Below are 12,668 nucleotides of genomic sequence, written 5' to 3' on the forward strand. Positions count from 1 at the left end.
TAGCTGTTCGTCGGCAGCTCAGATGTGTATAAGAGACAGACCCCGCCCTGCCCGCCGCCGCCCGCGTCGACGACCTCCTCTCCCGGATGACCCTCCAGGAGAAGACCGCCCAGCTGTACGGCGTGTGGGTGGGCGCCGCCACGGACGGCGAGGGCGTCGCCCCGCACCAGCACGACATGACCGCCGACCACTCCGACGACGCATGGGACGAGCTGATCACCCACGGCCTCGGCCAGCTCACCCGCTCCTTCGGCACCGCCCCCGTGGACCCGGCGCTGGGCGCGCAGGCGCTGGCCCGCGCCCAGCGCCGGATCGCCGCGGCGGGCCGCTTCGGCATCCCGGCCGTGGCCCACGAGGAGTGCCTGGCGGGGTTCACCGCATGGCAGGCCACCGCCTATCCGGTCCCGTTGGCCTGGGGCGCCACCTTCGACCCGCCGCTCGTCGAGGAGATGGCCCGCCGCATCGGCGAGGACCTGCGCTCGGTGGGCGTCCACCAGGGTCTCGCGCCGGTCCTGGACGTCGTACGCGATCCGCGCTGGGGCCGGGTCGAGGAGACCGTCGGCGAGGACCCGTACCTGGTCGGCACGATCGGCACGGCGTATGTCCGGGGACTGGAGTCGGCCGGGGTGATCGCGACGCTGAAGCACTTCGCCGGGTACGCGTCCTCGGCGGGCGCCCGCAATCTCGCGCCGGTGAGGGCGGGCGTCCGGGAGCTCGCGGACGTGACCCTGCCCCCGTTCGAGATGGCGCTGCGCGAGGGCGGGGCGCGGTCGGTGATGGCGGCGTACAACGAGACGGACGGGGTGCCGGCGTCGGCGGACCCGGGGCTGCTGACGGAGCTTCTGCGGGAGCGGTGGGGCTTCACGGGCACGGTGGTCGCCGACTACTTCGGCATCGGATTCCTGCAGACGCTGCACCGGGTGGCGGGCGGCCCGGGCGAGGCGGCGCACGTGGCGCTGGCGGCGGGCATCGACGTGGAACTGCCCACGGTGAAGTGCTACGGAAAGCCGCTGGTGGAGGCGGTCCGGGCGGGTGAGGTGCCGGAGGAGCTGGTCGACCGGGCGGCGCGCCGGGTGCTGCTCCAGAAGTGCGAGCTGGGCCTCCTGGACGAGGACTGGGCCCCGGAGCCGACGGCCTCGCGCGTCGACCTGGACTCCCCCGCCAACCGGGCGCTGGCCCGGCGCGTGGCCGAGGAGTCGGTGGTGCTGCTGGACAACCCGGACGGCGTACTGCCGCTGTCGCCCGACGCCCGGGTCGCGGTGGTCGGCCCGCGCGCGGCCGACGCCCTGGCCATGCTGGGCTGCTACTCCTTCCCCTCCCACGTCCTCACGCACCACCCCGAGGTGCCGATGGGCATCGAGATCCCGACGGTCCTGGAGGCGCTGCGCGCCGAACTCCCCGACGCCAAGGTGACGTTCGCGGAGGGCTGCGGTGTCCTGGACCCGGACCCGGCGGGCTTCGAGGAGGCGGTGGCGCGGGCGTCCGAGGCGGACGTGTGCCTGGCGGTGCTGGGCGACCGGGCGGGCCTGTTCGGGCGGGGCACCTCGGGCGAGGGCTGCGATGTGACGGACCTGCGGCTGCCGGGCGTCCAGGGCGAGCTGCTGGACGCCCTGGTGGCCACCGGCGTCCCGGTCGTCCTGGTCCTGCTCACCGGCCGCCCGTACGCGCTGGGCCGCTGGCAGGGCCGGCTGGCGGCGGTCGTGCAGGCGTTCTTCCCCGGGGAGGAGGGCGGGCCGGCGGTGGCGGGGGTGCTGTCGGGCCGGGTGAACCCGTCGGGGCGGCTGCCGGTGAGTGTGCCGCGGGTGCCCGGGGGGCAGCCGTGGACGTATCTCCAGCCGCCGCTGGGCCTTGCGGGAGAGGTCAGCAACCTGGATCCGACGCCGCTGTACGCGTTCGGGCACGGCCGGTCGTACACGGACTTCACCTGGGACGAGTTCCAGGGAACCGCCTCGCGGATCACCACCGACGGCACGTACGACCTCTCCCTCACCGTCCGCAACAGCGGCGACCGCGCCGGGGCGGAGGTCGTCCAGCTGTATCTGCACGACCCGGTGGCCACGGTGACCCGGCCGGACGTCCGGCTGATCGGCTATCAGCGCGTGGAGCTGGCCCCGGGCGAGGCGAGCCGGGTCACCTTCCGCTTCCACGCGGACCTGTCGTCGTTCAGCGACCGCGCGGGGCGCAGGGTGGTCGAACCGGGGGTGCTGGAGCTGCGGTTGGCGGCGTCCAGCGTGGAGGTACGGCACACCGCGCGGCTGAAACTCACGGGGCCGGTACGGACGTTGGGGACGGACCGGCGGCTGCTGTGCCCGGTGGAGGCGTCGAGGGGGCGCTGACTTGCGGGCGGTTCAGCCGGCGGCCGGCACCGATTCGAACCGCCACCGATGCACGGCCCGCGTCACCAGACCCGGGTCGGGGTCGGGAAGTTCGGGGAGGTCGGCATCGTATGCCGCCTCCCACCAGGTGATGACGAGGACCCGGTCCTGCGGCGCACGGAACGTCTCGCGCCGCTCCGGCTCCCGCTGAAGCACCTGGCTGCGCGCCCAGGCCAGCAACTCCTCGCCCCGGCCGTCCACCGCCCGCGCCTCCCACATCAACGCGACCGTCACGAGTACAGGTTCTCCTTGCTGACCTCGTGCACATGATCGTGAGAGTGCTCGGTACCCGGCACATGAGGATCCGTCACCGGCAGCGAGGAGTCCGCCGACAGGTCCCAGCTGGACGCCGGCCGGCCCCGCGCGACCATCTCCGCGCCCAGCGCCGCCACCATCGCCCCGTTGTCCGTGCACAGCTTCGGCCGGGGCACCCGCAGCCGGATCCCCGCCGTCTCGCACCGCTCCTGGGCCAGGGCCCGCAGCCGGGAGTTGGCGGCCACGCCGCCGCCGATCATCAGGTGGTCCACGCCCTCGTCCTTGCAGGCCCGGACGGCCTTGCGGGTCAGCACGTCCACGACCGCCTCCTGGAACGACGCGGACACGTCCCGCACCGGCACCTCCTCGCCCGCCGCCCGCTTGGCCTCGATCCAGCGGGCGACCGACGTCTTCAGCCCGGAGAAGGAGAAGTCGTACGCCGGGTCGCGCGGACCCGTCAGACCGCGCGGGAAGGCAATGGCCTCCGGGTCGCCCTCGCGCGCGTACCGGTCGATGACCGGGCCGCCCGGGAAGCCGAGGTTGAGCACCCGGGCGATCTTGTCGAAGGCCTCGCCGGCCGCGTCGTCGATGGTCGCGCCCAGCGGGCGGACGTCGGAGGTGATGTCCGTCGACAGCAGCAGCGAGCTGTGCCCGCCGCTCACCAGCAGCGCCATCGTCGGCTCCGGCAGCGCCCCGTGCTCCAGCTGGTCCACGCAGATGTGGGAGGCGAGGTGGTTGACGCCGTAGAGCGGCTTGCCCAGCGCGTAGGCGTACGCCTTCGCCGCCGAGACGCCGACCAGCAGCGCGCCTGCGAGCCCCGGACCGGCGGTCACCGCGATGCCGTCCAGGTCGCGGGCGGAGACACCCGCCTCCTTCAGCGCGCGGTCGATCGTCGGGACCATCGCCTCCAGATGCGCCCGGGAGGCGACCTCCGGCACCACGCCGCCGAAGCGGGCGTGCTCGTCGACGCTGGAGGCGACGGCGTCGGCGAGCAGGGTGGTACCGCGGACGATGCCGACACCGGTCTCGTCGCAGGAGGTCTCGATGCCGAGGACGAGCGGCTCGTCGCGTACGTCAGTCATTGATCTCGGTTCCTTGTACGGAAGGTGAACCCGCGGCGGAGCCGCTGCTTGATTTCGTGTTCAGTCGCATCACCAGGGCGTCCACGTTCCCTGGCTGGTAGTAGCCGCGCCGGAAGCCGATGGCCTCGAAGCCGAAGCGCTCGTACAGCTTCTGCGCGCGGACGTTGTCCACCCGGCACTCCAGCATCACCTCGGCGCACTCGAAGGCGGTGGCGGCCCGCAGCAGTTCGGTGAGGAGCCGGCCGCCGAGGCCGGTCCCCCACTGGTCGCGGGCGACGGCGATGGTCTGGACGTCGGCCAGATCGCCGGAGGAGGCGAGCCCGGCGTATCCGACGAGCCGTTCACCGTCCTCGGCTACGACGTAGTGCCGGGTCGCCCCGGGCCCGCGCGAGTGGGCCAGCTCCGACCAGAACATCCCCCGGGACCAGGCGTCCTCGGGGAACAGGTCCTTCTCGAGACCCAGTACGGAGTCGATGTCCCACCAGCGCATCTCGCGCAGCACAGGAGTCACGGGCGGCCCGGTCTGCGGTCCGGTCGGCTGTCCTGTCACTTGGGGGTGACCACCTTGTAGTTCTTGGGGACCTGGGCGTCGGGCCGGCGCAGGTACAGCGGCCGGGGCGCGGGCAGTTCCTCGCCCGCCGCCAGCTTCTCGGCGGCCAGCGCCGCGAGGGCCGCCGCCGACACGTGCTCGGGCTGGTGGGCGCCGGGGAAGGTGTCGGGGTACAGCAGCGCGCCCGCGCCGACGGCGGGGAGCCCCGCGACCTGGTCGGCGATGTCGGCGGGCCGGTCGACGGCCGGGTCGGTCAGCCGGGTACGGGAGTCGGCGTACCGCGCCCAGTAGACCTCCTTGCGCCGGGCGTCGGTCGCCACGACGAACGGACCCGCCTCGATGTCGGCGGCGTAGGCGAGACCGTCCAGCGTGCACACGCCGTGCACGGGGACGCCGAGGGCGAGCCCGAAGGTGTCGGCGGTCATGAGTCCGACGCGCAGCCCGGTGTACGGGCCGGGTCCGATGCCCACGACGACGCCGGTGACGGCGTCGAGCTTGAGTCCGGCCTCGGCGAGGACGCGGTCGACGGCCGGCAGCAGCAGCTCGCCGTGCCGGCGCGCGTCCACCTGGCTCGACGAGGCGATGACGTCCGTACCGTCGTGCAGCGCGACGGTGACGGCGGGGGTGGCGGTATCCAGAGCGAGCAAGAGCACGCAAACAGCCTACGGCGCCCGCGCCCCCAGAAGCGCCGCCCCGGTCGGCCGCTTGACGGCTGCTACGGTCGGCTCGAACGCGACGTACGACACGAACGCTGAGGTGGTGACGGTGGCAGGCAGCAGCTCCTCAATCGTCGCGGGGCTCACCGTGGCGGCCCTCGCGACCGTCGGCTTCCTCGCCTTCCAGGCCTCGGCGACCGTCCCACCCGAACTCCGCAAGCCGCACGCCGCCCGCTCACCCGAGGTGAGCACCTCCAAGGCCCCCCGCGACTCGGCACCGGGCGCGCTGCCCGCCGGTTCCGGTTCCGGTCAGCGCGTCGTGTACGCCACCGGCCGCGACCGGGTCTGGCTGGTCGACCCGGGCGAGAAGGTCAAACGCACGTTCCGCGTGACCCCCGGAACGGTCGACCCGACACCGGGCACCTACACCGTCACGTCCCGCTCCAACGCGGTCACCGGCACCGACGGCCTCCCCGTCGAACACGTCGTCCGCTTCGCCACCATCGAGAACACCACCGTCGGCTTCAGCGCCCCCGCCGACGGCTCGGCCCCCCAGCCCAACAACCCGACGGTGAAGACGGGCGGCATCCGCGAAACCCGGGAGGACGGCAACGCGATGTGGGACTTCGCGACGATCGGCCGCACGGTCGTGGTAGTCCACTAGGACAACGCCCTGAGCCACGTCGGGCGCGGTTCCGGCAACCCCCTAGGGGCGCGGGGAACTGCGCGACCAGCCACAACGGCGCCGCACCCGAACACTACGCAGCGTCGCGATGCCGTTGATCGGCCGCAGGCCGATGAGCCTCCGCCTCAGGCGCCCTCGGCGGCGTCGAGATCACGTTCGCCGCCATCCCCGCCGCCAACAGATCCCGCACCGACACCCCAGCAACCACCTGAGGCCGCTGCTGGACCTTGTTCTCCGAAGCCGACATGGACGCCTCCTGGGAGCCGGGGGCGGAGTAGTTAGGTACACCTAACTACGAGCTGGATACCATGTGACCACGCATGCGACCGCAAACGCAATATTTTGCCGACGTCTTGTCGGAACACATCCAGAACGCATCCGGAACGCATCCGGTTCAGGCGCAGAGCACGCTCAGATCCACGGCCCCCCACCGCTCCCCCAACCCCGTCACCGTCACATGCCGCACCTCGTCCGTGGTGTCGCCCACGGCCCGGTGGATCACGACCCGCAACCGCTCCTCCGTCAGCTCCTCGACCTTCCCCTCGCCCCACTCCACGACGATCACCGACTCCGGCAACGAGACGTCGAGGTCGAGGTCCTCCATCTCGTCCAGCCCGCCGGCCAGGCGATACGCGTCGACGTGGACGAGCGGCGGCCCCTCCCCGAGGGACGGATGGACCCGCGCGATCACGAAGGTCGGCGAGGTGACCGCCCCCCGCACCCCGAGCCCCTCGCCGAGCCCGCGCGTCAGCGTCGTCTTGCCCGCGCCGAGCTCCCCGCTGAGCATCACGAGGTCGCCGGCGCGCAGCAGCTTGGCGAGTCGGCGGCCCAGCTCACGCATCTGGTCGGGAGAAGTGACGGTGAGCTCGATGTCACCCGCGTTGTGCGGTGCTGCTGGTGCTTCCATAGCCACTTACGGTAGCCCCTGCGGGCACGGCACCCGCCCGGGTGAGCAGGTCGGCGAGACGGTCGGTGACGACCTCCGGGTGCTCCAGCATCACCAGGTGCCCGGCGTCCGGCACCAGGACCAGCTCGGCGTCCGGCAGCAGGTCGGCGATGGCCTCGCTGTGCTCGCTGGGTGTGACGAGGTCCCCCACACCGGCCAGGACGAGCACCGGCATGTCCGTGAAGAGGGCGAGTGCCTCGGTCTTGTCGTGGTCGGTGAAGGCCGGGTAGAACTCCGCGACCACGTCGATCGGCGTGCCCTCGATCATCCGCTCGGCGAACCGGGCGACGGCCGGGTCGACGTCCCGGGACGAGAACGAGTACCGCTTGATGATCCCGGCGAACAGGTCGGCCGTGGCCCGGCGCCCCTTCTCCACCAGCTCGGCCCGCTGCCCCAGCGCCCTGAGCACACCCGGCAGCACCCGCCGCACCGCGTTCACTCCCGCGACGGGCAGCCCGAAGTTGACCTCGCCGAGCTTCCCGGACGACGTACCGACGAAGGCGGTGGCGACGACCCGGTCACGGATCAGCTCCGGGTACTGGTCGGCCAGCGCCATGACGGTCATGCCGCCCATGGAGTGCCCGACCAGCACGAGCGGCCCCTCGGGCGCGGCCGCGTCGATGACGGCCTTCAGGTCGCGTCCGAGGTGCTCGATGTCGACATGGGTGCCCTGCTCCGTCTGGGCGACGCCCCGCCCGGACCGGCCGTGGCTGCGCTGGTCCCAGTGCACGGTGCGTACGACGCCGCGCAGCGCGGCGCGCTGGAAGTGCCAGGAGTCCTGGCTGAGGCAGTAGCCGTGGCTGAAGACCACGGTGACCGGGGCGGGAGCCTTGCGGCCGAAGAGCCGTCGCCGGCGCGGGGTGAGGGCGGGAGCGGCCTCGGGGTCGATGTCGTCGACCTCGTAGTACAGCTCGGTGCCGTCGTCGCCGTAGGCCTTGCCGGGCATGCCGCGCAGCGAGCCGTACGGTCCCGCCGAGTCCAGGGCGAGGCGGGCCTTGGCCCGCATGCCCCGGCCGACGGTCATCCGCTCTATGGCGACGCCGGCGGCCGCGCCGGCCGCGATCACGCCTATCGCCGCACCGGCGAATCCGGTCGCCCTGCGCCAGTTCGCGGCCGCCCCCGTGGCGGAGGCGACGGCCGCGACGGCCTCCGCGCTGCTCTCGCTCACGTACCGCTCCTCTTCGCTGGGTCGGGTGGTGCTGGTGTGACGTAGGTGGTGGATGGTGCCGGTGTTCGGTTGCGGTGTTCCGCTACGGGTTACCCGTCTCGTTCCTCATTCACATAGCCGCATGCCCACGAACGCGTCACATGGACGCGTCCATCGGCCGCATCGGGTGCCCGTCGGTCGGCCGCGTCACCGGGACGCATTCCTATAGACGCGCGGAACGCGCGTTCCGATCCGGGTGACGATCTCGTACGCGATGGTTCCCGCGGCCTGCGCCCAGTCCTCGGCGGTGGGCTCACCGCGTTCGCCGGACCCGAACAGCACGGCCTCGGTGCCGGGCTCGGGCTCGTCCCCGCCCAGGTCGACCACGAACTGGTCCATCGCGATCCGCCCGGCGACCGTCCGCCACTTGCCGCCGACCAGGACGGGCCCGGCGCCGGAGGCGTGCCGCGGGATGCCGTCGGCGTAGCCGAGGGGGATCAGGCCGAGGGTGGTCTCGCCCGGGGTGACGTAGTGGTGGCCGTAGCTGACGCCGTGGCCGCCGGGGACATGTTTCACCAGTGCGAGGGACGCCGAGAGGGTCATCACGGGCCGCAGTCCGAAGTCGGCGGAGCTGCCGAGCTCGGGGCTGGGCGAGATGCCGTAGGTCGCGATGCCGGTGCGCACCAGGTCGAAGTGGCTGTCCGGGACGGTGAGGGTGGCCGGCGAGTTGGCGATGTGCCGCACCTCGGGGCGCGCGCCCCGCGCCTCGGCGTAGGCGACCATCTCGCGGAAGCGGGAGAGCTGGGCGGCGATGGACGGATGTCCGGGCTCGTCGGCGCAGGCGAAGTGCGACCAGAGCCCGGTGATCCGGAGCAGCCCGTCGGCCTCGGCGCGCAGGGCCTCGCGCACCAGCTCGGCCCAGTCGTCACCCGGCTGGCAGCCGTTGCGTCCGAGTCCCGTGTCGGCCTTGAGCTGCACGCGCGCGGGGGCGCCGGCCTGCCGGGCGGCGTCGGTGACCTCGCGCAGGGCCCACATCCCGCTGACCGAGACGTCCAGGTCGGCCTCGATGGCCTCCCGCCAGGGCCCGCCCGGCGTCCACAGCCAGCACATGATGCGTACGCCGTCCAGCCCCGCGGCCCGCAGCACGAGGGCCTCCTCGGGCGTGGCCGTACCCAGCCACTGGGCGCCGCCCTCGATCGCGGCGCGGGCACACGGGAGCGCCCCGTGGCCGTACGCGTCCGACTTCACGACGGCCATCAGGGCCGCGCCCGGCGCGTGGGCGCGCAGGGTCCGCACATTGGCCCGCAGGGCGGCCAGGTCGATCTCGGCGCGGGCCCGCAGGGGCGCGGTCCGCAAGGCTGCTGTTTCTGTCATGGCGCCCCCAGTGTCTCAGAGGGCACCGACAACGCCGCCGAGCCGGGACTTCGCCCGTGGCTGCCGGGTCTACGGCTCCGACCGGTGGCCCCAGACGTACACCCGGTCGTTCTGCTTCAGCACGCGCCACAGTTTCCGGGCGTCGTCCAGGCGCATGTTGACGCAGCCCATGGAGCCGACGGGGGTGAAGAGGTTGGCGTAGACGCCGTGGAAGGCCTGGCCGCCGCTGAAGAACTGGGAGTAGGGCATGGGGCTGTTGTAGAGCGAGGACACGTGGTTCTTGTGCCGCCAGTAGACGCGGTGCCAGCCGCCCCGGGTGCCGTAGCCCTTGCGGCCGCTGCGGATGTGCACGGGCCCGTACACGACCTTCTTGCCCTGCTGCACCCAGGCCAGCTGCCGGTCGAGGTCCACACAGGCGATCCGGTAGGCCCGCACCGGGCACTTCCCGGCGGCGTTGGGGTTCTTGCGGGCGGCGTCGAGCCGCATGGTGGCCCAGGTCACCGGGCCGGCGAAGCCGATGGCGGGTTCGATCTTGTGCTTGGTCTGGAAGGCCCGGATGGCGCGGCAGTCGGCGGCCGACTGCTTGCCGTCCACCTCCCGTTCCAGCCACGCCTCGACCTGCCGCTGGTGGGGACCCGTCTGCTCGCTGCACTTGGGTTCGTCGAGGACGTCCCAGGGGTCGACGTACTCCACGAGTTCGTCCGTCCCCTTCTTCGCCTTCGGCGGCTCGACGGCGTCCTCCTCGGCGCTGGGCTCGTACACCTTCGGCGGCAGGGCCTGGTCGGGCGTGTCGGTCGCCCAGAGCGGGAGCGTGCTCAGGGGGACGCCGGGCACGAGTTCGGCCTGCGGTCCGGAGGCCGGGGGTTCGGGGTCGTCGGCCGAGGCGTTGCCGACGGGCAGCACGGCGGCGCCGGCGAGCAGCAAGGCGATGCTCCGGCTTGCGATACGTCCGCTGATCATGCGGACAGGGAAGCGTGCGGACCTGCCGCGCGGGAGGCGCCGCGCGGCGAGGTCACTCTTTAGGGAGCGTTTTCGAGCGGGCCATAGGGTGCTCGGCATGAGCATCATCGGGGTCGGTATCGACGTGGCGGAGATCGACAGGTTCGAGGCGGCGCTGAAGCGCACACCCGGGCTTGCCGAACGCCTGTTCCTGCGGAGCGAGTTGCTGCTGCCCACGGGTGAACGCCGGGGCAGTGCCTCGCTCGCCGCCCGTTTCGCCGCGAAGGAGGCCCTGGCGAAGGCGCTGGGCGCGCCGGCGGGCCTGCTCTGGACGGACGCCGAGGTCTTCGTCGAGGACAGCGGCCGGCCCCGGCTGCGGGTGACGGGGACGGTGGCGGCGAAGGCGGCCGAACTGGGCGTACGGTCCTGGCACGTGTCGCTCAGCCATGACGCCGGGGTGGCGTCGGCGGTGGTGGTGGCGGAGGGCTGAGCCTCCGCCACCGGGCACCCGGCGGTCAGCAGATGGACTGGCTGCTGTTCACGCGGGTGATGTTCCGGAAGGTCGTGTTCTCACCGCAGGGGCTCTCCCTGATGGCCGAGTTGGTCACGGTCAGGTTCTGGACGGTGATGTCCCGGTTGTTCGGGAACTCGGACCGCGCCGCCAGCCGCAGTTCGCCGCCGCCGGTGATGCTGCCGCTCGAAGCGGCGAGGTTGACGTTGTAGCAGTTCTCGATCAGCACCGAGTTGTTCCCGGTGTTGTTGAGGGTCACCCGGTCGATGACGGCCCCGCCGCTCTCCGACACACAGAACACCCCGCGCCCGCCCCCGCGCGCGATGACCTCGCCGACCCGGATGTTGGTCGGGTAGGAACTCCCCACCCGCCCGTTGCGGTTGGCCATCCGGAAGGCGGCGTACCCGGTCCCGGTGCCCGCGTTCTCGGCGTCGACCTTGGTGACGTTGGCGTTGATGGTCTGGTTGAGCAGCAGCCCGGACTCACCGACATTGCGCGCGGTCACCGTCCCGATGGTGATCCCGTCGACGCCGTACGTCTCGACGGCGTGACTCGACGCCCCGGAGACGTACACGTTGTCGATCCGGACGTTCCGCGTCCACTGGCTGGTGTCCCCGCGGTTGTCGATCCGCACGCCAAGCCCGCGGGACAGCCGCATGTCGATCTGCCCGAGGACGACGTTCTGCACGTTCCGCATGAAGATCCCGTACAACGGGCTGCCGGTGAGGTTCAGATGCTGCACCTCGACGTCCCGCGTGCCCCGCGAGTAGACGGGCGCCTGGTCGCCCGAGCCGCTGCCGGTGACGTTGACGGTGCCGCAGACGTCGAGCGTGGTGTAGCTGGGCAGTGATATCCGCGACCCGGCGGACATCGATCCCGAACCCCGCACCACCACCCGCTCCTTGGCGGTACGTCCGGAGGTCAGGCTGTTGACCGCCGCCTGGACGGCGGCCCGCATGTCACCGCCCGTGTAGACGGTGCTGGCGCCGCGCCGGGCGGTCCAGGTGCTGCCGTTGAGCACGGCCTCGGCCTGGTAGGAGCCTTCGCCGCAGGCGGCGGCCGCGGCCTTGGGCGCGGGACCGGTCAGGGTGCCGACGGCGGTGAGGAGAGCGGTGGCACCGACGGCGGCAAGGAGGGAGGCTCTGCGTCCCATGGGGTTCCTCTCGTCGACCCGATCCCGCCGAACCGGATCTCGTCGAGCCGGACACCACTGAACCCGGCTCGCATCGAACCCATTCGACTGAATCGATTCATCCTGTGGGGGCCGGTGAGTTTGGCAAAGGCACGGCAAAGCGTCAATGGATGCGACGTGTTCGGGTCGGTGCGGGAGACTCGAACGCATGCGGACTGCGTACAGCGTGGAGACGGTAAGGGCGGCCGAACAGGAGCTGATGGCACGGCTTCCGGACGGGACGCTGATGCAGCGGGCGGCGGCCGGACTCGCCGCGGCCTGCGCCGATCTGCTGGGCCGGGTGTACGGCAGCCGGGTCGCCCTGCTGGTCGGCAGCGGCGACAACGGCGGCGACGCGCTCTACGCCGGCGCCCGACTGGCCAGGCGCGGAGCGGGAGTCACGGCGATCCTGCTGACACCGGAGCGGGCGCACGCCGGGGGGCTCGCGGCGCTGCGCCGGGCGGGCGGACGGACGGTGGGCACCTCCGGCGCCGAGGCCCTGATCGAGCGCGCGGACCTGGTCGTCGACGGCATCGTCGGTATCGGCGGCAAGGGCGGACTGCGCCCGGAGGCGGCACCGCTGGCCGCCGCGGCCGAGCGGTCCCGTGCGGCCGTGGTCGCCGTGGACCTGCCGAGCGGCGTGGACGTCGAGACGGGCGAGGTGCGCGGCACGGCGCTGCGGGCCGACCTCACCGTCACCTTCGGCACTCACAAGCCGGGCCTGCTGATCGATCCGGCGCGGGAGTACGCCGGTGTGGTGCGGTTGGTGGACATCGGACTGGCGCTGCCGAACGACGCGGTGGAGCTGGAGGCACTCCAACACGCGGACGTGGCCCGGCTGTTGCCTCTCCCGGCCGCGGAGACGGACAAGTACCGGCGAGGCGGGGGGGGGGGGGCGGGGGGGGGGGGGGGGGGGGGGCCGGGGGGGGGGCCGGCCCCCCGCCCCCCCGCCGCGGGCCACCCCGCCCCGCGGCCCG

At 72.7% G+C, this 12,668-nt stretch carries 13 protein-coding genes; 4 read left to right on the forward strand and 9 right to left on the reverse strand.

Annotation, left to right across the window (positions count from 1 at the left end):
• Positions 1 to 47 precede the first annotated feature (47 nt).
• Positions 48 to 2,336 carry a beta-xylosidase/alpha-l-arabinosidase gene (locus L0P92_RS35380; RefSeq protein ID WP_505016553.1) on the forward strand — a complete coding sequence of 763 codons (2,289 nt, stop codon included), beginning with the start codon at positions 48 to 50 and terminating at the stop codon, positions 2,334 to 2,336.
• A gap of 12 nt (positions 2,337 to 2,348) precedes the next feature.
• Here L0P92_RS35380 and L0P92_RS35385 read toward each other — a convergent pair whose 3' ends face one another.
• From L0P92_RS35385 to tsaB, 4 genes are read right to left on the reverse strand one after another with little or no spacing between them, the layout of a single operon-like run.
• Positions 2,349 to 2,609, reverse strand: a complete 261-nt coding sequence (locus L0P92_RS35385) for a hypothetical protein (RefSeq protein ID WP_234767153.1) — start codon at positions 2,607 to 2,609, stop codon at positions 2,349 to 2,351.
• Positions 2,606 to 3,712 (reverse strand): tRNA (adenosine(37)-N6)-threonylcarbamoyltransferase complex transferase subunit TsaD, encoded by a 1,107-nt coding sequence (tsaD, locus tag L0P92_RS35390; RefSeq protein WP_234767154.1) that lies wholly within the window; start codon positions 3,710 to 3,712, stop codon positions 2,606 to 2,608. Before tsaD ends, L0P92_RS35385 begins: the two co-directional genes overlap by 4 nt.
• On the reverse strand, positions 3,705 to 4,202 hold the full coding sequence (rimI, locus tag L0P92_RS35395) for a ribosomal protein S18-alanine N-acetyltransferase (RefSeq protein ID WP_234767164.1): 498 nt from the start codon (positions 4,200 to 4,202) through the stop codon (positions 3,705 to 3,707). The genes tsaD and rimI overlap by 8 nt, the downstream gene beginning before the upstream one ends.
• A 56-nt stretch (positions 4,203 to 4,258) precedes the next feature.
• A complete protein-coding gene (gene tsaB / locus L0P92_RS35400) occupies positions 4,259 to 4,915 on the reverse strand; it encodes a tRNA (adenosine(37)-N6)-threonylcarbamoyltransferase complex dimerization subunit type 1 TsaB (protein WP_234767155.1) in 657 nt (218 codons plus the stop codon).
• Between the two features lie 112 nt (positions 4,916 to 5,027).
• Here tsaB and L0P92_RS35405 point away from each other — a divergent pair, with 112 nt between their 5' ends.
• Positions 5,028 to 5,582: a hypothetical protein gene (locus L0P92_RS35405; protein ID WP_234767156.1), complete on the forward strand. Its 555-nt coding sequence runs from the start codon at positions 5,028 to 5,030 to the stop codon at positions 5,580 to 5,582.
• 415 nt (positions 5,583 to 5,997) lie between these two features.
• Here the strand turns inward: L0P92_RS35405 and tsaE are convergent, their stop codons facing one another.
• The 4 genes from tsaE to L0P92_RS35425 form a co-directional block, all read right to left on the reverse strand.
• Complete coding sequence (gene tsaE, locus L0P92_RS35410) at positions 5,998 to 6,510, reverse strand: tRNA (adenosine(37)-N6)-threonylcarbamoyltransferase complex ATPase subunit type 1 TsaE (RefSeq protein WP_234767157.1); 513 nt, start codon at positions 6,508 to 6,510, stop codon at positions 5,998 to 6,000.
• Positions 6,476 to 7,717, reverse strand: coding sequence for an alpha/beta fold hydrolase (locus tag L0P92_RS35415; RefSeq protein WP_234767158.1), 1,242 nt, complete (start codon positions 7,715 to 7,717; stop codon positions 6,476 to 6,478). The genes tsaE and L0P92_RS35415 overlap by 35 nt, the downstream gene beginning before the upstream one ends.
• A gap of 186 nt (positions 7,718 to 7,903) precedes the next feature.
• On the reverse strand, positions 7,904 to 9,070 hold the full coding sequence (gene alr / locus L0P92_RS35420; protein ID WP_234767159.1) for an alanine racemase: 1,167 nt from the start codon (positions 9,068 to 9,070) through the stop codon (positions 7,904 to 7,906).
• A gap of 69 nt (positions 9,071 to 9,139) precedes the next feature.
• A complete protein-coding gene (locus L0P92_RS35425) occupies positions 9,140 to 10,030 on the reverse strand; it encodes a L,D-transpeptidase family protein (RefSeq protein ID WP_234767160.1) in 891 nt (296 codons plus the stop codon).
• A 97-nt stretch (positions 10,031 to 10,127) separates the two neighbouring features.
• On the opposite strand from L0P92_RS35425, the gene L0P92_RS35430 reads away from it, so the two are divergent.
• A complete protein-coding gene (locus L0P92_RS35430; RefSeq protein ID WP_234767161.1) occupies positions 10,128 to 10,499 on the forward strand; it encodes a holo-ACP synthase in 372 nt (123 codons plus the stop codon).
• A 25-nt stretch (positions 10,500 to 10,524) separates the two neighbouring features.
• Here the strand turns inward: L0P92_RS35430 and L0P92_RS35435 are convergent, their stop codons facing one another.
• Positions 10,525 to 11,673 (reverse strand): hypothetical protein, encoded by a 1,149-nt coding sequence (locus L0P92_RS35435; protein ID WP_234767162.1) that lies wholly within the window; start codon positions 11,671 to 11,673, stop codon positions 10,525 to 10,527.
• Between the two features lie 187 nt (positions 11,674 to 11,860).
• Here L0P92_RS35435 and L0P92_RS35440 point away from each other — a divergent pair.
• The coding region (locus tag L0P92_RS35440) for an NAD(P)H-hydrate epimerase (protein ID WP_234767163.1) at positions 11,861 to 12,668 on the forward strand (808 nt) is incomplete at its 3' end.

Origin of the sequence: Streptomyces muensis, assembly GCF_021474425.1 — a bacterium.
Taxonomy (GTDB): Bacteria; Actinomycetota; Actinomycetes; order Streptomycetales; family Streptomycetaceae; genus Streptomyces; species Streptomyces muensis.

Bases quoted from the DNA above. Each gene is read 5' to 3' on its own strand.
- tsaE (WP_234767157.1), bottom strand. From the start codon at position 6,510: ATGGAAGCACCAGCAGCACCGCACAACGCGGGTGACATCGAGCTCACC.
- alr (WP_234767159.1), bottom strand. From the start codon at position 9,070: ATGACAGAAACAGCAGCCTTGCGGACCGCGCCCCTGCGGGCCCGCGCC.
- L0P92_RS35430 (WP_234767161.1), top strand. From the start codon at position 10,128: ATGAGCATCATCGGGGTCGGTATCGACGTGGCGGAGATCGACAGGTTC.
- rimI (WP_234767164.1), bottom strand. From the start codon at position 4,202: ATGCGCTGGTGGGACATCGACTCCGTACTGGGTCTCGAGAAGGACCTG.
- L0P92_RS35425 (WP_234767160.1), bottom strand. From the start codon at position 10,030: ATGATCAGCGGACGTATCGCAAGCCGGAGCATCGCCTTGCTGCTCGCC.
- tsaD (WP_234767154.1), bottom strand. From the start codon at position 3,712: ATGACTGACGTACGCGACGAGCCGCTCGTCCTCGGCATCGAGACCTCC.
- L0P92_RS35435 (WP_234767162.1), bottom strand. From the start codon at position 11,673: ATGGGACGCAGAGCCTCCCTCCTTGCCGCCGTCGGTGCCACCGCTCTC.